The sequence below is a fragment of the Streptococcus ruminantium genome (assembly GCF_003609975.1).
In the GTDB taxonomy this organism is placed as follows: domain Bacteria; phylum Bacillota; class Bacilli; order Lactobacillales; family Streptococcaceae; genus Streptococcus; species Streptococcus ruminantium.
The window spans coordinates 14,617-35,607 of record NZ_AP018400.1; the positions used below are offsets into that span (position 1 = coordinate 14,617).

14 protein-coding genes, 17 tRNA genes and 3 rRNA genes are annotated in these 20,991 nt (G+C 41.7%); all 34 read left to right on the forward strand.

The features are described from left to right. Positions 1-2: 2 nt before the first annotated feature. The 34 genes from SR187_RS00090 to purC all read left to right on the forward strand — a co-directional run bounded on the left by SR187_RS00090 (position 3) and on the right by purC (position 20,986). Positions 3-1,283: a serine hydrolase gene (locus SR187_RS00090; protein ID WP_120171134.1), complete on the forward strand. Its 1,281-nt coding sequence runs from the start codon at positions 3-5 to the stop codon at positions 1,281-1,283. Continuing rightward, complete coding sequence (tilS, locus tag SR187_RS00095) at positions 1,284-2,552, forward strand: tRNA lysidine(34) synthetase TilS (RefSeq protein WP_120171136.1); 1,269 nt, start codon at positions 1,284-1,286, stop codon at positions 2,550-2,552. 7 nt (positions 2,553-2,559) lie between these two features. After that, entirely contained in the window at positions 2,560-3,102 is a 543-nt protein-coding gene (gene hpt / locus SR187_RS00100; protein WP_024531457.1) for a hypoxanthine phosphoribosyltransferase, read from the forward strand. Between the two features lie 21 nt (positions 3,103-3,123). Then, complete coding sequence (gene ftsH, locus SR187_RS00105) at positions 3,124-5,091, forward strand: ATP-dependent zinc metalloprotease FtsH (RefSeq protein WP_120171138.1); 1,968 nt, start codon at positions 3,124-3,126, stop codon at positions 5,089-5,091. Positions 5,092-5,324: 233 nt separating this feature from the next. Beyond that, entirely contained in the window at positions 5,325-5,597 is a 273-nt protein-coding gene (locus tag SR187_RS00110) for a hypothetical protein (protein ID WP_120171140.1), read from the forward strand. A gap of 328 nt (positions 5,598-5,925) precedes the next feature. Further along, positions 5,926-7,484 (forward strand): 16S ribosomal RNA (locus SR187_RS00115). Between the two features lie 167 nt (positions 7,485-7,651). Beyond that, positions 7,652-7,724, forward strand: a tRNA-Ala gene (locus tag SR187_RS00120). 294 nt (positions 7,725-8,018) lie between these two features. Next, a 23S ribosomal RNA gene (locus tag SR187_RS00125) occupies positions 8,019-10,921 on the forward strand. A 221-nt stretch (positions 10,922-11,142) separates the two neighbouring features. Continuing rightward, positions 11,143-11,258 (forward strand): 5S ribosomal RNA (gene rrf, locus SR187_RS00130). The 16S, 23S and 5S rRNA genes sit together here with 17 tRNA genes alongside, the layout of an rRNA operon. A gap of 116 nt (positions 11,259-11,374) precedes the next feature. Beyond that, positions 11,375-11,447: transfer RNA gene (locus SR187_RS00135), tRNA-Val, on the forward strand. Positions 11,448-11,466: 19 nt separating this feature from the next. Beyond that, a tRNA-Asp gene (locus SR187_RS00140) sits at positions 11,467-11,539 on the forward strand. Between the two features lie 47 nt (positions 11,540-11,586). Then, a tRNA-Lys gene (locus tag SR187_RS00145) sits at positions 11,587-11,659 on the forward strand. Positions 11,660-11,662: 3 nt separating this feature from the next. Next, a tRNA-Leu gene (locus SR187_RS00150) sits at positions 11,663-11,744 on the forward strand. 14 nt (positions 11,745-11,758) lie between these two features. Further along, a tRNA-Thr gene (locus SR187_RS00155) sits at positions 11,759-11,831 on the forward strand. Positions 11,832-11,843: 12 nt separating this feature from the next. Further along, positions 11,844-11,915, forward strand: a tRNA-Gly gene (locus SR187_RS00160). An 8-nt stretch (positions 11,916-11,923) separates the two neighbouring features. Next, positions 11,924-12,007: transfer RNA gene (locus SR187_RS00165), tRNA-Leu, on the forward strand. A 16-nt stretch (positions 12,008-12,023) separates the two neighbouring features. Beyond that, a tRNA-Arg gene (locus SR187_RS00170) sits at positions 12,024-12,097 on the forward strand. Between the two features lie 47 nt (positions 12,098-12,144). Next, positions 12,145-12,218 (forward strand) — tRNA-Pro (locus SR187_RS00175). 19 nt (positions 12,219-12,237) lie between these two features. Then, positions 12,238-12,311 (forward strand) — tRNA-Met (locus tag SR187_RS00180). Between the two features lie 14 nt (positions 12,312-12,325). After that, a tRNA-Ile gene (locus SR187_RS00185) sits at positions 12,326-12,399 on the forward strand. Positions 12,400-12,403: 4 nt separating this feature from the next. Beyond that, positions 12,404-12,493 (forward strand) — tRNA-Ser (locus SR187_RS00190). A gap of 67 nt (positions 12,494-12,560) precedes the next feature. Further along, positions 12,561-12,634 (forward strand) — tRNA-Met (locus SR187_RS00195). Positions 12,635-12,648: 14 nt separating this feature from the next. Beyond that, a tRNA-Phe gene (locus SR187_RS00200) sits at positions 12,649-12,721 on the forward strand. Between the two features lie 38 nt (positions 12,722-12,759). Then, positions 12,760-12,833: transfer RNA gene (locus tag SR187_RS00205), tRNA-Ile, on the forward strand. An 11-nt stretch (positions 12,834-12,844) separates the two neighbouring features. After that, positions 12,845-12,932 (forward strand) — tRNA-Ser (locus SR187_RS00210). Positions 12,933-12,992: 60 nt separating this feature from the next. Continuing rightward, a complete protein-coding gene (gene mreC / locus SR187_RS00215) occupies positions 12,993-13,817 on the forward strand; it encodes a rod shape-determining protein MreC (protein ID WP_029751473.1) in 825 nt (274 codons plus the stop codon). A 1-nt stretch (position 13,818) separates the two neighbouring features. After that, positions 13,819-14,334, forward strand: coding sequence for a rod shape-determining protein MreD (mreD, locus tag SR187_RS00220; protein ID WP_120171143.1), 516 nt, complete (start codon positions 13,819-13,821; stop codon positions 14,332-14,334). An 84-nt stretch (positions 14,335-14,418) separates the two neighbouring features. Further along, the gene (pcsB, locus tag SR187_RS00225; protein ID WP_120171145.1) at positions 14,419-15,657 is read left to right on the forward strand and encodes a peptidoglycan hydrolase PcsB; all 1,239 of its coding nucleotides are present in this window, start codon (positions 14,419-14,421) and stop codon (positions 15,655-15,657) included. A 256-nt stretch (positions 15,658-15,913) separates the two neighbouring features. After that, positions 15,914-16,882: a ribose-phosphate diphosphokinase gene (locus tag SR187_RS00230; protein WP_024533088.1), complete on the forward strand. Its 969-nt coding sequence runs from the start codon at positions 15,914-15,916 to the stop codon at positions 16,880-16,882. A gap of 86 nt (positions 16,883-16,968) precedes the next feature. Further along, the gene (locus SR187_RS00235) at positions 16,969-18,147 is read left to right on the forward strand and encodes a pyridoxal phosphate-dependent aminotransferase (protein WP_024533087.1); all 1,179 of its coding nucleotides are present in this window, start codon (positions 16,969-16,971) and stop codon (positions 18,145-18,147) included. Beyond that, positions 18,134-18,916, forward strand: coding sequence for a DNA repair protein RecO (recO, locus tag SR187_RS00240; RefSeq protein ID WP_024533086.1), 783 nt, complete (start codon positions 18,134-18,136; stop codon positions 18,914-18,916). Before SR187_RS00235 ends, recO begins: the two co-directional genes overlap by 14 nt. Then, on the forward strand, positions 18,913-19,920 hold the full coding sequence (gene plsX / locus SR187_RS00245) for a phosphate acyltransferase PlsX (RefSeq protein ID WP_120171147.1): 1,008 nt from the start codon (positions 18,913-18,915) through the stop codon (positions 19,918-19,920). Before recO ends, plsX begins: the two co-directional genes overlap by 4 nt. After that, entirely contained in the window at positions 19,913-20,161 is a 249-nt protein-coding gene (locus SR187_RS00250; RefSeq protein WP_024533084.1) for a phosphopantetheine-binding protein, read from the forward strand. Before plsX ends, SR187_RS00250 begins: the two co-directional genes overlap by 8 nt. Positions 20,162-20,278: 117 nt before the next feature. Further along, positions 20,279-20,986 (forward strand): phosphoribosylaminoimidazolesuccinocarboxamide synthase, encoded by a 708-nt coding sequence (gene purC / locus SR187_RS00255; RefSeq protein WP_024533083.1) that lies wholly within the window; start codon positions 20,279-20,281, stop codon positions 20,984-20,986. Positions 20,987-20,991: the final 5 nt, after the last annotated feature.

Consider the following 20,991-nt stretch of genomic DNA (forward strand, 5'->3'; position numbering starts at 1 on the left):
ATATGCAGAAAAAACTGTTCGTATGGTTACTGCCAGTCTTATTTGGATGGCAGATGGTTGATAGTACAGAGATACCATTTGAACTCACAACGCAAGAAAAATATGAATTGACACGGGCTATATATGATCAGTATTTTCATGAAATTCCCAAAAATCCAAATATTTTTAAGACGGAGATTCTATATGATGATGTGGAGCTAACAAAAGTGGTGGGAGAACTGCAGCCAAATCAGCATTTCACTATCACAGGTGTACTAGTAAATAATAGGGAAGAGCTTGTCTTTCAGATTGACAACAATCGCTATATCCTTGCTCATATAAGTCTTATTTTTGATGATGTCATAGTTAATGAAACAGATGTAGATCAGATTTATTGGATCAGAGAAAACTTCACACTATTATCGTCACCAATTGCAAATCAATCCAAGAAGAAAGAGACTGATTTACAAGCCTATCAGCCTGTTTTAGTTTCTAAAATCGTTAGGACCCCTAAGGGAGAATTTGCTTATCTTGCTGAGAAGGGGTGGATTGCTATGGAGGATTTATCCGAAGTGGACAATAGAATGGAAGCTGTTCAAAAATTACTGACTACCAAATATTTAAAAAATACTATTGGAATTTATGTCAAGCAATTGTCTACTGGCCAAACAGCAGGTTTGAATCAAGATAAGATTTTTTACTCTGCCAGTATTGCCAAACTACCTATCCTATACTATGTTCAGGAGAAAATGAATGCTGGACCAGAAAACTTGACTACCAAGGTAAGATATACAGCAGAATCTATTTCTTTCCCTGGAGCTTACGTGGTTAATGGAAGTGGTTCGTTACCAAAGATACCTGATAATAAAGAGTATTCATTGGAAGAGTTGATCAATAAAACGGCAAAAGAATCTGATAATGTGGCTAGCAACCTACTCTCCTATTACATTGCAAATAAATTTGATGATGATTTTTACAGGGTAATTTTAGATGTGACAGCAAGTAAGTGGGATATGGTTACACGTGAAACATCTGCTCAAGTAGCAGGGGTTATGATGGAAGCTTTGTATGAACAGAATGGATATGTTTTAGAAAGTCTTTCTTCTACACAGTTTGATAATCAACGAATTTCAAAAGATATTTCGGTTCCAGTTGCACATAAAATTGGCGATGCAGACGATGTAAAACACGATGTAGCTATTGTCTATGCAGAATCTCCATTTGTTTTATCCATTTTTACGGATAAATCAAGCTATGAGGAAATTACACAAATAGCAAACGATATTTATAGGATTTTGAGGTAAATGAAAGATAGATTTTTAAAAGTGACGCAGGATAGTCACTTTTTTGATAAACATAAAAATGTTTTAGTAGCCTTGTCGGGTGGTTTGGATTCTATGAATCTTTTTTATCTGCTTTATGAGTGTCGTCAACAATTAGAAATTGAGATTGGAATTGCCCACGTAAACCACAAGCAACGAAAAGAATCTATTGATGAGGAAAACTATCTAAAACAATTAGCGAAGAAATACCAAGTTCCTTTTTATATATCCCATTTTAGAGGAAAATTTTCAGAAAATGCTGCACGTCAATGGCGATATAATTTTTTTGAAAATGTGATGAAACAAGAAGGGTATACAGCATTAGTTACGGCCCATCACGCTGATGATCAGGCAGAAACAGTTTTTATGCGATTGATTCGTGGGAGTCGCTTTCGTCATCTATCAGGCATTCAGCCTGTCCAGCCTTTTGGAACTGGTGAGCTTATCCGACCGCTCCTATCTTTTAAAAAATCTGATTTTGATGAGTTGTATCATTTTGAAGACAAGAGCAACGCTGGTTTAGATTATTTTCGCAATCGAGTAAGAAATCAATATTTACCACAATTAAAAAAGGAAAATCCTAAAATTGAAGCAGCCTTCGTCCATCTTGCGGCTGAAAGCAGGAATCTGATTCAAGCTCTACGAGATTTAACAAAGGATTTACCAATCACTGATTTAATGACTTTTCAGCAACAGACAAAGGCAGTTCAAATTTACTTATTAGAGGAGTATCTAGAAAGGTTTCCTGACCTGCAATTGTCACGTCCTCAGTTTGATGAGCTTTTACATATTTTGCGCTCAAAGGCCAATTATCATCATTTGTTAAAGAATGGCTACATGCTTGAGAAAGATTATCACTGTTTTAGCATCTATAAAATACAACCAGAGACGGATGGGCAGCAAGCAAAAATTGTGATAGAATCAGAGGGTATTTTTTTATATGGTTCCTATATCTTTGCACTTAATCAACCATTGGAGAATGCAGATCAGATTTTGTATTTTTCATCGGATGAACCAATTACACTAAGAGGACGACAGGAAGGGGACACCATTTTGAGCAATGGTGTTCATAAAAAGCTTCGTCGATGGTTTATTGATCAGAAAGTATCCCAAAAAAGTCGTCAGAAAGCGATTATAATTGAGCAAGCTGGAGAAATTTATGGAATTGCTAATCTTGCTAGCAGTGATTTGAGTAAATCATTAAAAAATGGTATAATTAAAGCTACCTTATATATTAAAATGAAAGAGTAGAACAACTATGTTGGACAAAGATATTAAGAAAATTCTTGTTTCAGAGGATGAAATTGTTGCTAAAAGCAAGGAATTAGGCAAGCAATTGTCTGAGGATTATGCTGGTAAAAATCCACTTCTTGTGGGAATTTTAAAAGGTTCCATCCCATTCATGGCTGAATTGATGAAACACATTGATACGCATGTTGAAACGGATTATATGGTTGTTTCAAGCTATCATGGTGGTACAGAGAGTAGTGGAACAGTTAAGATTATTAAGGATTTGGATAATAGTGTAGCTGGGCGTCATATCATCTTTATAGAAGACATTATTGATACTGGCCGTACTTTGAAAGAACTAAAAGAACTTTTTGCTTTACGTCAGGCTGCTTCTATCAAGATTGCTACTTTACTTGATAAACCAGAAGGTCGTATTGTTGAAATCAAACCAGATTACACCTGTTTCACTATACCAAATGAGTTTGTAATTGGTTTTGGATTGGATTACAACGAAAATTATCGTAATCTTCCTTATGTAGGTGTACTCAAAGAGGAAGTTTATACAAAATAGAAAAAGGTCTCCTAATTATATATGAACAATCAACCAAATAAAGGATTTATAAAAAATCCTTTTCTCGTTATTCTCGTTATCGCAACTCTTGTTACAGCTTTCCAGTTTTTCAATGCCGGTCAGCAAATAGCTACTCAAGAAGTTAGTTATTCACAAGTTGTCACAGAACTGAAAAATGGTAATGTTTCAGAGATTACCTACCAGCCTAGTTCGCATGTAATTGAAATTACAGGAAAGTACAAAAAGGAACAAGAAGCGAACAATGAACTAGCTTCGTCTATCAAGTTGTTCCAAATTTCTAACAAGGTTAAGTATAAAAATTTCAAATCGCTTGCTCTGTCATCAGAAGCAAGTTTGTCAGAATTGCAAACCCTTGCAAATGAAAAAGGGGTTAAGGTAACTATCAAACCAGAAAGTTCAAACGGACTCTGGTTGAATATTATTTTTAACCTACTTCCTCTCATCATTGTTGGTGTATTCTTCATGATGATGATGAACCAAGGGAGCGGTGCTCGTGGTGCCATGAACTTTGGACGAAATAAGGCTAAGGCTTTAGAGCAAAATAATATTAAGGTACGCTTTTCAGATGTTGCTGGTGCCGAAGAAGAAAAGCAAGAACTAGTAGAAGTTGTTGAATTTTTGAAGGATCCAAAACGTTTTACAAAACTTGGAGCTCGTATTCCTGCAGGAGTACTTTTAGAAGGGCCTCCAGGAACAGGTAAAACTCTGCTTGCTAAAGCTGTTGCGGGCGAAGCAGGAGTACCTTTCTTCTCTATTTCGGGTTCTGATTTTGTCGAAATGTTTGTGGGTGTCGGTGCGAGTCGTGTTCGCTCTCTTTTTGAGGATGCTAAAAAAGCGGCGCCAGCCATCATTTTTATTGACGAAATTGATGCTGTTGGTCGCCAACGTGGTATTGGTATGGGAGGCGGAAATGATGAGCGTGAGCAAACTCTCAACCAATTATTGATCGAAATGGATGGTTTTGAAGGCAATGAAGGGATTATTGTTATTGCTGCAACGAACCGTAGTGATGTACTTGATCCAGCTCTCCTTCGTCCAGGACGTTTTGACCGTAAAGTGTTGGTGGGTCGACCAGACGTTAAAGGTCGTGAAGCTATTCTCAAGGTTCATGCTAAAAATAAACCACTTGCAGCTGATGTAGATTTGAAGTTAGTCGCTCAGCAAACACCTGGTTTTGTTGGAGCAGACTTAGAAAATGTTCTCAATGAAGCAGCTTTGGTTGCTGCTAGACGCAATAAGACTGTTATTGATTCATCTGATATTGATGAGGCAGAAGATCGTGTCATTGCTGGTCCCTCTAAGAAAGATCGGCAAGTGTCAGTTCGAGAACGTGAAATTGTTGCTTATCATGAAGCAGGACATACAATTGTTGGACTTGTTCTGTCAAACGCTCGCGAAGTTCATAAAGTGACGATTGTTCCACGTGGTAGAGCAGGTGGCTACATGATTGCTCTACCGAAAGAAGATCAAATGATTCTTTCCAAAGAAGACATGAAAGAGCAGTTGGCAGGACTCATGGGAGGGCGTGTTGCAGAAGAAATTATCTTCAACATACAAACTACTGGTGCTTCTAATGACTTTGAACAGGCAACACAAATGGCGCGTGCAATGGTTGCAGAATATGGTATGAGTGAAAAAATGGGACCAATGCAATATGAAGGTAGCCATGCAATGTTTGGAGGTCGTACGCTTGAGAAGTATATTTCAGACCAGACGGCATATGAACTGGATAATGAAGTGCGCAATCTTCTCAATGAGGCACGTGATAAAGCAGCTGAGATTATCCAGGACCATCGAGATACTCACAAGCTTATAGCCGAAGCTCTTTTAAAATACGAAACATTGGACAGTGTTCAAATCAAGTCACTTTATGAGACAGGTAAAATGCCAGCAAACTCAGAAACTGAAGAAGACGTGCATCCTCTTTCATTTGATGAAATAAAAGAAAAGATGAATACAACTCCTTAGTCACATTATTTATAAAACTATAGACACTTAGAGAGAACGAAAATAGACAATTCGTTCTCTTTTCTTGCTTATTATTCTCTTCTAAGTCTCTGAGGCAGTTTGTATAGTTTGTCACATAAGCAATTATTCCGATCTGACTGTGTAGTGCTTAAACAATAAACTGACAAAGATGTCCTGTTCATCGTATGTCTATTCCTGTTATAGTATCTACTAGTAGGAGGAACCAAAGAATAATGAAAAAAACGTCCCCAAAACAAGTCATTGAAGGCTATCATATTATGAAGAGCAGAAGAATTGTAGCTCTTCCCTCGTCACGAAAAGCTACAGATTCCAAGATACTCACAGATTCGAGCTTTATAAAATTGCGTCAAAAACTACGTCAATTTAGCGCCAATTTAAGTCCTGAAGAAGCAAAAGAATACAGCAAAATTATTAGCGGACAATCTTCACCAGCTCAAGCATCCATACTCCATTCACTTTATGAGTATCTTGAACAAGAAGATTAACACGCATACTGGACGAAATATAAAAAAACCAGGCGTAAGGTATTGACAGGAGCTTAATAAGGTGATAGAATGAATGAGTTGTCACGAGGAGTAATTCATAGTGTCAGATATCAAAATTGAAAAAAAGCAAAAAAAAGTAAAAAAAGATATTGACAAAGTTAAGTAGACGTGATAAACTAAGATAGTTGTCTCGTGAGAAGCGAGGACAAGTAATAAGACCTTTGAAAATTGAAGAAGACGAACCAAACGTGCAGGGTGGACTTTTAAAGATAGAAGTCCGTCAATGAACAAAAACAATAAGTCAGTCAAGACTGACCAGAAAAAAACTTTATATGAGAGTTTGATCCTGGCTCAGGACGAACGCTGGCGGCGTGCCTAATACATGCAAGTGGAACGCAACTTTTCATCCGTTTCTTCGGAAACATCTGAGAAGTTGAGTCGCGAACGGGTGAGTAACGCGTAGGTAACCTGCCTGATAGCGGGGGATAACTATTGGAAACGATAGCTAATACCGCATAAGAGCTTTAGTGGCATCATTGGAGCTTAAAAGGAGCAACTGCTTCACTATCAGATGGACCTGCGTTGTATTAGCTAGTTGGTGGGGTAAAGGCCTACCAAGGCAACGATACATAGCCGACCTGAGAGGGTGATCGGCCACACTGGGACTGAGACACGGCCCAGACTCCTACGGGAGGCAGCAGTAGGGAATCTTCGGCAATGGGGGGAACCCTGACCGAGCAACGCCGCGTGAGTGAAGAAGGTTTTCGGATCGTAAAGCTCTGTTGTAAGAGAAGAACGTGTGAGAGAGTGGAAAGTTCTCACAGTGACGGTATCTTACCAGAAAGGGACGGCTAACTACGTGCCAGCAGCCGCGGTAATACGTAGGTCCCGAGCGTTGTCCGGATTTATTGGGCGTAAAGCGAGCGCAGGCGGTTTCGTAAGTCTGAAGTAAAAGGCTGTGGCTTAACCATAGTACGCTTTGGAAACTGCGGAACTTGAGTGCAGAAGGGGAGAGTGGAATTCCATGTGTAGCGGTGAAATGCGTAGATATATGGAGGAACACCGGTGGCGAAAGCGGCTCTCTGGTCTGTAACTGACGCTGAGGCTCGAAAGCGTGGGTAGCGAACAGGATTAGATACCCTGGTAGTCCACGCCGTAAACGATGAGTGCTAGGTGTTGGGTCCTTTCCGGGACTCAGTGCCGCAGCTAACGCATTAAGCACTCCGCCTGGGGAGTACGGCCGCAAGGCTGAAACTCAAAGGAATTGACGGGGGCCCGCACAAGCGGTGGAGCATGTGGTTTAATTCGAAGCAACGCGAAGAACCTTACCAGGTCTTGACATCCCAGTGACCGCCCTAGAGATAGGGTTTCTCTTCGGAGCACTGGTGACAGGTGGTGCATGGTTGTCGTCAGCTCGTGTCGTGAGATGTTGGGTTAAGTCCCGCAACGAGCGCAACCCCTATTGTTAGTTGCCATCATTCAGTTGGGCACTCTAGCGAGACTGCCGGTAATAAACCGGAGGAAGGTGGGGATGACGTCAAATCATCATGCCCCTTATGACCTGGGCTACACACGTGCTACAATGGCTGGTACAACGAGTCGCAAGTCGGTGACGGCAAGCTAATCTCTTAAAGCCAGTCTCAGTTCGGATTGTAGGCTGCAACTCGCCTACATGAAGTCGGAATCGCTAGTAATCGCGGATCAGCACGCCGCGGTGAATACGTTCCCGGGCCTTGTACACACCGCCCGTCACACCACGAGAGTTTGTAACACCCGAAGTCGGTGAGGTAACCGTTAAGGAGCCAGCCGCCTAAGGTGGGATAGATGATTGGGGTGAAGTCGTAACAAGGTAGCCGTATCGGAAGGTGCGGCTGGATCACCTCCTTTCTAAGGATAAGCAAGTAATGAGAACGTTACGAAATCCGTATGAAGATGGGAAATTCGTGTAGAAGTCAGTAGACTTCAAGGGAATTTATCATTTTCACTAGGAATTTAGTTCGAATACACTTGCTCGGAATCCTGTACGTAGTCTTCTTCAATTTTGAGAGGTCTGTGGGGCCTTAGCTCAGCTGGGAGAGCGCCTGCTTTGCACGCAGGAGGTCAGCGGTTCGATCCCGCTAGGCTCCATCGGTAACGAAAGTTACCAAACAGAATACAAAGGTTCAAGTAGTTGAACACGACCTCATTTTCTAGGAAAAGAGATAAACTTCCTAGTGTGCAAGGCACACTTCGTCAGTTTCCTATTTTTCTACAAAAATGTCCCATTGTGGGAATGGTCTTTGTATCCTATCTTTGTCCATTGAAAATTGAATATCTATATCAAATTCCATTTATTTTAAGAAATAAATGAATAGTAACAAGAAAATAAACCGAAACGCTGTGAATTAATGAGAATTCTAGTTAAAAGAACTAGGTTAATAAGGTTAAGTTAATAAGGGCGCACGGTGGATGCCTTGGCACTAGAAGCCGAAGAAGGACGTGACAAACGACGAAATGCCTTGGGGAGCTGTAAGTAAGCATTGATCCATGGATATCCGAATGGGGGAACCCACTAGCTAGATGGCTAGTATCCACATCTGTTAAGGATGTAGGAGGGAAGACGCAGTGAACTGAAACATCTAAGTAGCTGCAGGAAGAGAAAGCAAAAGCGATTGCCTTAGTAGCGGCGAGCGAACCGGCAGGAGGGCAAACCAGAGAGTTTACTCTCTGGGGTTGTAGGACTGCGATGTGGACTTATGATTGATAGACGAATGACTTGGGAAGGTCAGCCAGAGGAGGTAATAGCCCTGTAGTCGAAATCGATGATATACCTAGCAGTATCCTGAGTACGGCGAGACACGCGAAATCTCGTCGGAATCCGGGAGGACCATCTCCCAACCCTAAATACTCTCTAGTGACCGATAGTGAACCAGTACCGTGAGGGAAAGGTGAAAAGTACCCCGGAAGGGGAGTGAAATAGAACCTGAAACCGTGTGCCTACAAGAAGTTCGAGCCCGTTAATGGGTGAGAGCGTGCCTTTTGTAGAATGAACCGGCGAGTTACGTTATGATGCGAGGTTAAGTTGAAGAGACGGAGCCGAAGGGAAACCGAGTCTGAAAAGGGCGCATTAGTATTATGACGTAGACCCGAAACCATGTGACCTACCCATGAGCAGGTTGAAGGTGCGGTAAGACGCACTGGAGGACCGAACCAGGGCACGTTGAAAAGTGCTTGGATGACTTGTGGGTAGCGGAGAAATTCCAAACGAACTTGGAGATAGCTGGTTCTCTCCGAAATAGCTTTAGGGCTAGCGTCGACATAAAGATTCTTGGAGGTAGAGCACTGTTTGGATGAGGGGGCCATCTCGGTTTACTGATTTCAGATAAACTCCGAATGCCAAGTAATTATGGTCGGCAGTCAGACTGCGAGTGCTAAGATCCGTAGTCGAAAGGGAAACAGCCCAGACCACCAGCTAAGGTCCCAAAATAACTATTAAGTGGAAAAGGATGTGGGGTTGCACAGACAACTAGGATGTTAGCTTAGAAGCAGCTATTCATTCAAAGAGTGCGTAATAGCTCACTAGTCGAGTGACCCTGCGCCGAAAATGTACCGGGGCTAAAATAGTTTACCGAAGCTGTGGATGACCTTTGAGGTCATGGTAGGAGAGCGTTCTATATGCGGTGAAGGCATACCGTGAGGAGTGCTGGAGCGTATAGAAGTGAGAATGCCGGTATGAGTAGCGAAAGACAGGTGAGAATCCTGTCCACCGTAAGACTAAGGTTTCCAGGGGAAGGCTCGTCCGCCCTGGGTTAGTCGGGACCTAAGGAGAGACCGAACGGTGTATCCGATGGCCAACAGGTTGATATTCCTGTACTAGAGTATGAAGTGATGGAGGGACGCAGTAGGCTAACTAAAGCGGGCGATTGGAAGTGCCCGTCTAAGCAGTGAGGCTTGGTATGAGTTAAATGCTTGTATCTTTAAGGTTGAGCTGTGATGGGGAGCGAAGTTTAGTAGCGAAGTTAGTGACGTCACACTGCCAAGAAAAGCTTCTAGCGATGTATCATACTCTACCCGTACCGCAAACCGACACAGGTAGTCGAGGCGAGTAGCCTCAGGTGATCGAGAGAACTCTCGTTAAGGAACTCGGCAAAATGACCCCGTAACTTCGGGAGAAGGGGTGCTGTCTTATGGACAGCCGCAGTGAATAGGCCCAAGCAACTGTTTATCAAAAACACAGCTCTCTGCTAAATCGTAAGATGATGTATAGGGGGTGACGCCTGCCCGGTGCTGGAAGGTTAAGAGGAGTGCTTAGCGTAAGCGAAGGTATGAATTGAAGCCCCAGTAAACGGCGGCCGTAACTATAACGGTCCTAAGGTAGCGAAATTCCTTGTCGGGTAAGTTCCGACCCGCACGAAAGGCGTAATGATTTGGGCACTGTCTCAACGAGAGACTCGGTGAAATTTTAGTACCTGTGAAGATGCAGGTTACCCGCGACAGGACGGAAAGACCCCATGGAGCTTTACTGCAGTTTGATATTGAGTATCTGTACCACATGTACAGGATAGGTAGGAGCCTAAGAGAACGGGACGCCAGTTTCGTTTGAGGCGCTGTTGGGATACTACCCTTGTGTTATGGCTACTCTAACCCAGATAGGTAATCCCTATCGGAGACAGTGTCTGACGGGCAGTTTGACTGGGGCGGTCGCCTCCTAAAAGGTAACGGAGGCGCCCAAAGGTTCCCTCAGATTGGTTGGAAATCAATCGCAGAGTGTAAAGGTATAAGGGAGCTTGACTGCGAGAGCAACAACTCGAGCAGGGACGAAAGTCGGGCTTAGTGATCCGGTGGTTCCGTATGGAAGGGCCATCGCTCAACGGATAAAAGCTACCCTGGGGATAACAGGCTTATCTCCCCCAAGAGTTCACATCGACGGGGAGGTTTGGCACCTCGATGTCGGCTCGTCGCATCCTGGGGCTGTAGTCGGTCCCAAGGGTTGGGCTGTTCGCCCATTAAAGCGGCACGCGAGCTGGGTTCAGAACGTCGTGAGACAGTTCGGTCCCTATCCGTCGCGGGCGTAGGAAATTTGAGAGGATCTGCTCCTAGTACGAGAGGACCAGAGTGGACTTACCGCTGGTGTACCAGTTGTCTTGCCAAAGGCATCGCTGGGTAGCTATGTAGGGACGGGATAAACGCTGAAAGCATCTAAGTGTGAAACCCACCTCAAGATGAGATTTCCCATGATTTTGAATCAGTAAGGACCCTTAGAGAAGATGAGGTAGATAGGTTGGGAGTGGAAGTGCTGTGAGGCATGTAGCGGACCAATACTAATCGTCCGAGGACTTATCCAAACTAAGTAACGAGGGCGTCAAATCCGCCTGAAAAATAGGAACCTAACGCAGTATGCTTGCATACAAGGCAGGTTATCTTTTTTCCAAGGATTTAGCCCGAGTACAATTACTCACGAGTCAATATTGACAAGCGATTGGTTTCTTGTTAGAATATAGATATTCAATTTTGAATGGACAATATGAGTAATGAGAAATTTTTTCTCATACGAATTCATTCACAGTTAAGTGACGATAGCCTAGGAGATACACCTGTACCCATGCCGAACACAGAAGTTAAGCCCTAGAACGCCTGAAGTAGTTGGGGGTTGCCCCCTGTGAGATACGGTAGTTGCTTAGCACTATTGGAGAGAGATCTCCAGAAGGGAGTTTAGCTCAGCTAAGGAGGATTTTATCCGACTTTGTCGAAGCGTTAGCGCACGACAGGGGAACCCACTGAGTTAAGCTGCCAGATATGGGAGTTTAGCTCAGCTGGGAGAGCATCTGCCTTACAAGCAGAGGGTCAGCGGTTCGATCCCGTTAACTCCCATTTTTGTAGAAATACAATAGGTCCCGTAGTGTAGCGGTTATCACGTCGCCCTGTCACGGCGAAGATCGCGGGTTCGATTCCCGTCGGGACCGTTTGTTCAAGGATGCAAGAGTTGTGTTTTTGGATTGAAGAATTAACAGACTCGTTAGCTCAGTTGGTAGAGCAATTGACTTTTAATCAATGGGTCGCTGGTTCGAGCCCAGCACGAGTCATATGCGGGTTTGGCGGAATTGGCAGACGCACCAGATTTAGGATCTGGCGCTTTCGGGCGTGGGGGTTCAAGTCCCTTAACCCGCATAGGAATATATTAGGCCGGCTTAGCTCAGTTGGTAGAGCATCTGATTTGTAATCAGAGGGTCGCGTGTTCAAGTCATGTAGCCGGCATAGTGAAAGGATGCGAACGTAGTTCAGTGGTAGAACACCACCTTGCCAAGGTGGGGGTCGCGGGTTCGAATCCCGTCGTTCGCTTAGGAGAGGCCGGGGTGGCGGAACAGGCAGACGCACAGGACTTAAAATCCTGCGATGGCAACATCGTACCGGTTCGATTCCGGTCCTCGGCATGTAGGATATGATAGAGCACCCTTAGCTCAACTGGATAGAGTACCTGACTACGAATCAGGCGGTTAGAGGTTCGAATCCTCTAGGGTGCATCACTCGCTTAATGGAGACGTTAGGGGAGCTTTATTTTTAATGATAACGGGAAGTAGCTCAGCTTGGTAGAGTACTTGGTTTGGGACCAAGGTGTCGCAGGTTCGAATCCTGTCTTCCCGATTATGATTTATTTTTATTTGGCGGTGTAGCTCAGCTGGCTAGAGCGTCCGGTTCATACCCGGGAGGTCGGGGGTTCGATCCCCTTCGCCGCTATATTCTTGTTTGCTGGACCTTTAGCTCAGCTGGTTAGAGCTCTCGGCTCATAACCGAGCGGTCGTAGGTTCAAGTCCTACAAGGTCCATATTGGAGGATTACCCAAGTCCGGCTGAAGGGAACGGTCTTGAAAACCGTCAGGCGTGTAAAAGCGTGCGTGGGTTCGAATCCCACATCCTCCTTGAGTTACGAAGACTTTAGGAAGTCCATCTTATTAGGCTTTTTGTCTGAGTACGATTATATTGTTGTCGCGGGATGGAGCAGCTAGGTAGCTCGTCGGGCTCATAACCCGAAGGTCGTAGGTTCAAATCCTGCTCCCGCAATTGTTTAAGAATTCGGCTCGGTAGCTCAGTTGGTAGAGCAATGGATTGAAGCTCCATGTGTCGGCGGTTCGATTCCGTCTCGCGCCATGTTTTGACTTTGTCCTTTGTCCAAGTTTTATTATCTTGGGCGCGTAGCTCAGATGGTTAGAGCGCACGCCTGATAAGCGTGAGGTCGGTGGTTCGATTCCACTCGTGCCCATATATAATAGTGGAGAATTACTCAAGAGGCTGAAGAGGACGGTTTGCTAAATCGTTAGGTCGGGTAACTGGCGCAAGGGTTCGAATCCCTTATTCTCCGTAATGAACGAGATTATCACTTGATATTCTCGTTTTATTGTATCTTAGTGAAGAGGCTATTATGAATAAATTTTCAAAATTAGTTGTTGTTATTTCAGTTTTTATACTACTTTCTTTTTCCCTTTTGTTTGTGACTTTTTCAAAGGGAGTACAAATTCCTTTGTTGAATAATGTTATAAATGCAGTTGTTGCCCCTATACAGTCTGCTATTTCTATTCCGACTAGATTTTTTTCTGAACAAAAGGAAGTTCTGAATGATTTGTTGGACACTTATAAAGAAAATAAACAATTAAAAATAGCGGTCATGAATTTAGAAAGAATGGCGGCTGAAAATGCTAATTTAAAAGCAGAGAATGAATCATTGAGGAACAACTTAGGAATTACATCATCTTTTCCTGAGAAAAAATTTATTTCGGGTTCTGTCTTGGTGCGAACACCCTCATCTTGGTCTGAGCATGTTACGATCAATGTTGGTAAGGTTGACAGTGTAATGGAGAATGCTCTTGTAATTGCCAATGGAGGATTGATTGGTGTGATTAGTTCAGTAAATACTAATTCTTCTGTCGTAAAATTATTTACGAACTCCGATGAGTTTTCAAAGTTACCCGTTAAAATTTCAGCTGGTTCTAAAGAGCTATATGGTATTTTAGCAAGATATGATATGGATTCTAATAGTTTTGTTATCAATCAATTAAACTCTGCAGATGAAATTGCGGTGGGAAGTAACGTTGTTACAAGTGATTTAGCTGGTGATACTCCTGCTAATATTCAGATTGGTAAGGTTTTATCAGTTAAATCAAGTAGTAATAATTTTAATAGGGAAGTTTATGTAAAACCAACAGCTAGTTTTTCATCTATCTATTCAGTTTTAGTGGTAGGGCAGTAAAATGCGCAATAAATTAGTAGAAGTATTTATGTTCCCTGTTTTATTTGTGTTGCTACTAGTTGATGGGCAACTATCGACATTGGTAACAAATTGGTCGGTGGACTTATTTTCTGTTTCAAGTCATTTGGTGTTTATGTTGGCTATCTTCTACGCTAACTATGTTTCAGTCAGATTTTCATTGTTGGTATTTACTCTATTGGGGTTGATATATGATATTAGCTATCTTGGGTTAATTGGTATTGCCATAACAACTTTTCCTCTAGTTGGTTACTGCATCTACTTTTTCTTTCAAGGGTCTGATAGGAAGCGTGGACTTAACGCTCTGATTTTATTGGTGGTAGTTTTTCAATTTGAATTTATTAGCTACTTGTTTGCTCGTATTTTTCATATGACGAACTTATCAGTATTTATTTTTGTTTTCAACAAGCTGCTCCCAAGTTTAGTATTTAATTTGTTGTTATTTTTAGTTTTACAACCTTTACTAGAACGCTTATTTGGGATAACAAACAAGACATAAAAATGTAATAATTGCGTAATATACTTACCTAATTATTTTGATAAAATGAGAGAGTCAGAAAGTATAGAGGGGTTGCGTTTGTTTATGAAGAAAAAAATCTTAGCTACATTGATGTTAAGTTCAGTCGTTCTGTCAAATGTGAATGGTGTGGCTGTGATTGGTGCAAACGATGTAGACAGTCAAATTGCAGCGAAAAATCAACAGATTAACGAACTTACGGCTCAGCAAGCTGCAGCCCAGCAACAAGTTGATGATATTCAAGGGAAAGTTGATGCAATTGTTGCTGAACAGGCAAAATTGACAGAAGAAAATGCCCGTTTAGAGGCAGAGTCAAGAACCTTGGCTGCCGATATTGAGCGACTATCTGCTGATATTGTGTCGCGTGATGATGCTTTGAAAAAGCAGGCTCGGAGCGCTCAGATTGATGGTTCTGCTTCAAGTTATATCAACACTATTTTAGATTCAAAGTCAATCGTTGATGCTGTTTCTCGTGTCAATGCGATGCGTGAAATTGTTTCTGCTAATAACCGTATGTTAGAACAGCAGAAGGCTGATAAAGAAGCGATTATTGTAAAACAAAAAGCCAATCAAGAAGCGATTACTACATTAGCTGCTAATCGTCAAAAATTAGCAGATGATGCTCAAACACTTCAAGTTCGTCAGGCAGAGTTAGAAGCAGCAAAGTTAAATTTGGCAGCTGAAAAAGCGACTGCTGAAGGTGAAAAGAATGCATTGCTTGAGAAAAAGGCAATTGCAGAGGAGGCTGCTCGTCAGGCTGCTGCTCGTCAAGCAGAGTATCAGGCGCAACAAGCTGCCTTAGCTCAGCAACAAGCTGTTTCAGTAGTAGCACCGGTTGCATCAGCTCCTGCAGCTGCTATGTTAGCTCAAACTATTGCTACATCTGCTCAGTCGGTATCAGCACCAACTGCTTCTGCATCAACTGGTGTTAGTCGTTCAGCAGCTGTAAGTAATGCGCGTTATGATGCTTCTTCTTATCCAGTTGGTGAGTGTACATGGGGAGTTAAGTCACAACTTTCATGGGTTGGTCCATTTTGGGGTGATGCCCAGAACTGGGCAGCTAGTGCACGTGCGGAAGGTTTCCGTGTAGACACAACTCCGGCCGTTGGTGCAATAGCTGTTTGGTCAGGTGCTAATGGTTATGGTGGTGGTTACGGGCACGTAGCAGTTGTAACTGCTGTAGAAAGCTCAACCAATATTCAAGTTACAGAGTCAAATTATATGGGTAACCGCTATGTCGGGAACTTCCGTGGGTGGTTCAATCCAGTAGCCGATGGTGTGACTTGGTATATTCACGCAAGATAATGAAGACCCTAGGAAAAATCTTAGAATAAAAATAGGAAGTAAACAATTATAGTTTTCTGGGAACCAGATTTCTATGTTTGTTTGCTTTTTTATTTTTATGTGCTAAGATATGAAGCTACTGATGAAGAATTTATAAAAATAAAACTATTCCTGTTTCAAGATTTTTGATGTGTCAGTATTTTCTTATCTGATTTCGTTTGAAAAATGGAGTAAAAAGCGTTAAAATAATAGAGGTAGAAATATAGAGGAGGCTGTCATGGCGTTTACTGACTTAAAATTGTTCGCTCTTTCGTCAAATCAGAAATTAGCTGAACAAGTGTCGAAAAAAATAGGAATTCCTTTGGGAAAATCAAGTGTTCGTCAATTTTCAGATGGTGAGATTCAGGTAAATATTGAAGAATCTATTCGTGGAACTCAGGTATATATTCTTCAGTCGACTAGTTCACCAGTTAATGACAATTTAATGGAAATTTTGATTATGGTTGATGCTCTTAAACGTGCATCAGCAGAATCAGTAAACGTAGTAATGCCTTATTATGGTTATGCACGTCAGGATCGTAAAGCTCGTGCTCGTGAGCCTATTACTTCAAAACTAGTGGCTAATATGCTGGAAACTGCAGGAGTTGATCGTCTGTTGACGATTGATTTACACGCTGCTCAAATTCAAGGCTTTTTTGATATTCCTGTAGATCATTTGATGGGAGCTCCGCTGATTGCTGATTACTTTGAACGTCGTGGCATGATGGGTGATGGTTACGTGGTTGTGTCACCGGACCATGGTGGTGTTACTCGTGCTCGTAAATTAGCTCAATTTTTAAAGACTTCCATCGCAATTATTGATAAACGCCGGAGTGTTGATAAGATGAACACCTCAGAAGTTATGAACATTATCGGAGACATTAAGGGCAAAACGTGTATCCTAATTGATGATATGATTGATACTGCGGGTACGATTTGTCATGCTGCCGATGCTTTAGCGGAAGCAGGTGCAACAGCTGTCTATGCTTCATGTACTCACCCAGTATTATCAGGACCTGCTATGGATAATATTAGCAAATCAGCTATTAAGAAATTGGTGGTATTGGATACGATTGAAATCGCTGAGGAGCGCTTGATTGATAAAATTGAGCATATTTCGACTGCAGAATTATTGGCAGAAGCAATCATTCGTATTCATGAAAAGCGTCCATTATCGCCTTTATTTGAAACAAGTTGTGTCAAATAAGTATAGGGAAGGGTCGGGTGGCTCTTCTTTTTTACATTTATTTTTAAAATATATTATAATAGTTTTATATATTTTTGAGGTGTAGGATGAATTTATTGAATCGTTTTAATAAAAATTTAAATCGGATTGAGGTTTCAATGATTCGTCAATTTGATCAGTCAATTTCAGATATACCTGGTATTTTAAAATTGACCCTGGGAGAACCTGATTTTACAACGCCAGATCATGTAAAGGCTGCTGCTAGAGCTGCTATTGAGGCCAATCAAAGTTATTATACGGGAATGGCTGGACTTTGGGAACTGCGTCAGGCTGCTGCCGAATTTGTAGCAGAAAAATATGGGTTGTTCTATAAGCCTGAGAGTGAGATTTTGTCCACAATTGGAGCAACGGAGGCTCTATCAGCTAGCTTACTTGCTATTTTAGAGCCTGGGGATACTGTCCTTTTGCCTGCTCCTGCTTATCCAGGCTATGAGCCGATTGTTAATATGGTAGGAGCCGATGTTGTTGAAATGGATACAACGTCAAATAATTTCGTCTTGACACCTGAGACGTTGGAAGAGGCAATTATTGAACAAGGAGATAAACTCAAAGCAGTTATTCTTAACTATCCTGCCAATCCAACTGGTATAACCTATTCGCGTGAACAGATTAAAGCTTTGGCAGATGTATTGAGTAGGTATCCTGTGTTTGTTTTATCTGATGAAGTTTATGCTGAGTTGACTTATACAGGTCAGGCACATACATCAATAGCTGAGTTTTTACCAGAGCAGACTATTTTAATTCAGGGTCTATCCAAATCTCATGCTATGACAGGCTGGCGGATTGGTTTGATTATGAGTCAGGCTCCAATAATTGCTCAGATTATTAAAAGTCATCAGTATCTTGTAACAGCAGCGGCAACAGCTATGCAATATGGTGCGGTTGAAGCTTTAAAAAATGGTAAGGATGATGCTCTACCGATGCGGGCGGAATATATTAAGCGCAGGGATTATATCATTGAGAAAATGACAGAGATGGGCTTTGGAATTATTAAGCCTGATGGGGCGTTTTATATCTTTGCTAAAATTCCTACGGGTTACAACCAAGATTCTTTTAGTTTTTTACAAGATTTTGCGAGAAAGAAAGCGGTAGCCTTTATTCCAGGTGCAGCCTTTGGCCAGTATGGTGAAGGTTATATACGGATTTCTTATGCGGCAAGTATGGAGAATATTCAAGTAGCCATGATCCGTTTGAAAGAATATTTGGAAGAAAATGGAACGAATTGAAACGAGAGGCTTGGTCCTTTACAATCGGAATTTCCGAGAAGATGATAAGCTAGTTAAGATTTTTACGGAGAAGTCTGGCAAGCGAATGTTTTTCGTAAAACATGCTTCTAGGTCTAAGTTGATGGCTTCTATACAACCCTTGACTTGTGCGGATTTTATTGTCAAAATCAATGATGATGGGCTATCTTATATCGAAGATTTTCATCAAGTGCAGCCTTTTAAATCTATCAATGGAGATATTTTCAAGCTTAGCTATGCAACCTATATTTTGGCTCTAGCGGATGCTGCTTTGCAGGATAAGGTTTATGATCCAGCTCTCTTTGTTTTTTTAGTCAAGACCTTGGACTTGATGGAGTTGGGATTGGACCATGAGGTGCTGACCAATATTTTTGAGATTCAGATTCTAGGGAGATTTGGGATTCATTTAAATTTTCATGAATGTGTCTTTTGTCATCGGATTGGTTTACCCTTTGACTATTCCTACAAGTATAGTGGTGTCCTATGTCCACAGCATTATCAAGAGGACGAGCGACGGGCCTATCTGGATCCAAATGTTCTTTACCTGCTTAATCAATTTCAGGCTATTTCCTTTGACGATTTGGAAACAATCTCGATTAAGCCTGACATGAAGCGGAAGTTACGACTTTTTATTGACCAATTGTATGAGGAGTATGTGGGACTCCATTTGAAATCCAAGAAATTTATTGATAATTTGCCTGCTTGGGGACAAATTATGAAAACAAGAAGAGAGAATGAGGAAGTAGAATGAAACGTATTGCAGTAGATGCCATGGGTGGGGATCATGCCCCTCAGTCTGTTGTCGAAGGTGTCAATCAGGCTTTAGTTGCTTTTCCAGATATTGAAGTTCAACTCTATGGAGATGAGACAAAAATTAAACAGTATTTGACAGCGACAGAACGGGTAAGTATCATCCATACAGATGAGAAAATTAGCTCGGATGATGAGCCAGTAAGGGCCATTCGTCGAAAGAAAAATGCTTCTATGGTGCTAGCAACTAAGGCTGTAAAAGAGGGTACGGCAGATGCGGTTTTATCAGCTGGTAATACTGGTGCTCTTTTGGCAGCAGGTGTCTTTGTGGTTGGACGTGTTAAAAATATTGATCGTCCTGGTCTTATGTCTACTTTACCGACCATGGATGGTCAGTGTTTTGATATGATGGATTTGGGGGCAAATGCTGAAAACACAGCTCATCACCTTTATCAATATGGTATTCTTGGGTCATTTTATGCAGAACATGTTCGGGGTGTTAAAAATCCTCGTGTTGGTCTTTTAAACAATGGAACAGAGAATACCAAGGGAACACCTATTCATCAACAAGCTTATACCCTCTTGTCTGAGGATCCCTCTATTCATTTTATCGGTAATGTAGAGGCGCGTGAGCTGTTAAACAGTGTGGCAGATGTCGTTGTAACGGATGGTTTCACGGGAAACGCTGTGCTGAAAACTATTGAGGGAACTGCGAAGTCGATTGTTGGTCAGCTAACAGGCTCCATAAAAAATGGTGGCTTTCTGGCAAAATTGGGGGGGCTCTTGGTTAAGCCAACTTTGAAAAAAGCACTAAGTGCTATGGACTATAAGAAGGCTGGTGGTGCAGTCTTGCTTGGGCTGAAGGCACCGGTCATTAAAGCTCACGGTTCCAGCGATGCCCAGTCCATTTTCTATACAATCCAGCAGACTCGTTCTATTTTGGAGGCTGATATTGTAGAAAAATCTGTTAAGAAGTTTTCGGTAGTGGAGGAAAAACATGACTAAAGAGCAAGTTTATCAGCGAATTGTTGATTTAATTCAAGATGAAAAGGGGGATGATTTTATTGTTGAGCCCAGTTCTTCTTTAAATGATACTATTGCGCAGGATTCGGTTGAAGTCATGGAATTTGTTCTCGATTTGGAAGATGAGTTTAGCGTAGCTGTTCCAGATGAGGCTATTGAGCACTTTGAAATCTTATCTGATATTGTTGATTTTATTTATGATAAAATAGAAAAACGTTCGTAAATTACGGACGTTTTTCGTTATTTTCACAATAGTTACAACAAGTTTGTTGTAAACGCGAATTATATATGTTAAAATAAACGAAAAAATTAGAATTTTTAACGAAAGACGAACATTCTTATGAAAACAAACTGCATCTATTCAGGAAAAGCTAAAGATATTTATGCCACGATTGATGAACGGAAAATTGTGGCAGTTTACAAAGATCAAGCAACAGCCTTTAATGGAGAGAAAAAGGAACGGATCATTGGAAAGGGGAGACTCAATAATCTGATTTCTTCTTTGATTTTTGAAAAGATGAATGCTGCTGGTATTAAAACTCATTTTATTAAGCGCCTTTCTGATACTGAACAGCTCAATCAGAAAGTGGATATTATTCCTCTGGAAGTTGTTTTGAGAAATGTGGCGGCAGGGTCATTTTCTAAGCGATTTGGGATAGCGGAAGGAATGGAGCTGGTTAGTCCTATTGTGGAGTTTTATTATAAAAAAGATGAGCTAAACGATCCTTTTATCAACGATGAACATGTAGCTTTTCTAAAGTTGGCCAGTCAGGAAGAAGTTGCTTATATTAAAGAAGAGACGCGACGTATCAATCGCTTTTTGCAAGATTTATTTGCGCAGATTGGTCTGAAATTGGTGGATTTTAAGTTAGAATTTGGGATTAATCAGACTGGGCAAATCTTATTGGCAGATGAGTTTTCTCCTGACAACTGTCGCTTGTGGGATGCGGATGGTAATCATCTAGATAAAGATGTTTTTCGTAGGGGGCTCGGACAATTGACTGATGTTTATGAGGTTGTATTGGAAAAGTTAGAAGAATTGAAATAGGGAGT

Excerpts from the sequence above, each read along its gene's own strand:
- purC (WP_024533083.1), top strand. The coding sequence starts at position 20,279 with ATGAAAACAAACTGCATCTATTCAGGAAAAGCTAAAGATATTTATGCC.
- SR187_RS00235 (WP_024533087.1), top strand. The coding sequence starts at position 16,969 with ATGAATTTATTGAATCGTTTTAATAAAAATTTAAATCGGATTGAGGTT.
- tilS (WP_120171136.1), top strand. The coding sequence starts at position 1,284 with ATGAAAGATAGATTTTTAAAAGTGACGCAGGATAGTCACTTTTTTGAT.
- mreD (WP_120171143.1), top strand. The coding sequence starts at position 13,819 with ATGCGCAATAAATTAGTAGAAGTATTTATGTTCCCTGTTTTATTTGTG.
- ftsH (WP_120171138.1), top strand. The coding sequence starts at position 3,124 with ATGAACAATCAACCAAATAAAGGATTTATAAAAAATCCTTTTCTCGTT.
- hpt (WP_024531457.1), top strand. The coding sequence starts at position 2,560 with ATGTTGGACAAAGATATTAAGAAAATTCTTGTTTCAGAGGATGAAATT.
- recO (WP_024533086.1), top strand. The coding sequence starts at position 18,134 with ATGGAACGAATTGAAACGAGAGGCTTGGTCCTTTACAATCGGAATTTC.
- mreC (WP_029751473.1), top strand. The coding sequence starts at position 12,993 with ATGAATAAATTTTCAAAATTAGTTGTTGTTATTTCAGTTTTTATACTA.
- SR187_RS00250 (WP_024533084.1), top strand. The coding sequence starts at position 19,913 with ATGACTAAAGAGCAAGTTTATCAGCGAATTGTTGATTTAATTCAAGAT.
- SR187_RS00090 (WP_120171134.1), top strand. The coding sequence starts at position 3 with ATGCAGAAAAAACTGTTCGTATGGTTACTGCCAGTCTTATTTGGATGG.
- SR187_RS00110 (WP_120171140.1), top strand. The coding sequence starts at position 5,325 with ATGAAAAAAACGTCCCCAAAACAAGTCATTGAAGGCTATCATATTATG.
- pcsB (WP_120171145.1), top strand. The coding sequence starts at position 14,419 with ATGAAGAAAAAAATCTTAGCTACATTGATGTTAAGTTCAGTCGTTCTG.
- plsX (WP_120171147.1), top strand. The coding sequence starts at position 18,913 with ATGAAACGTATTGCAGTAGATGCCATGGGTGGGGATCATGCCCCTCAG.
- SR187_RS00230 (WP_024533088.1), top strand. The coding sequence starts at position 15,914 with ATGGCGTTTACTGACTTAAAATTGTTCGCTCTTTCGTCAAATCAGAAA.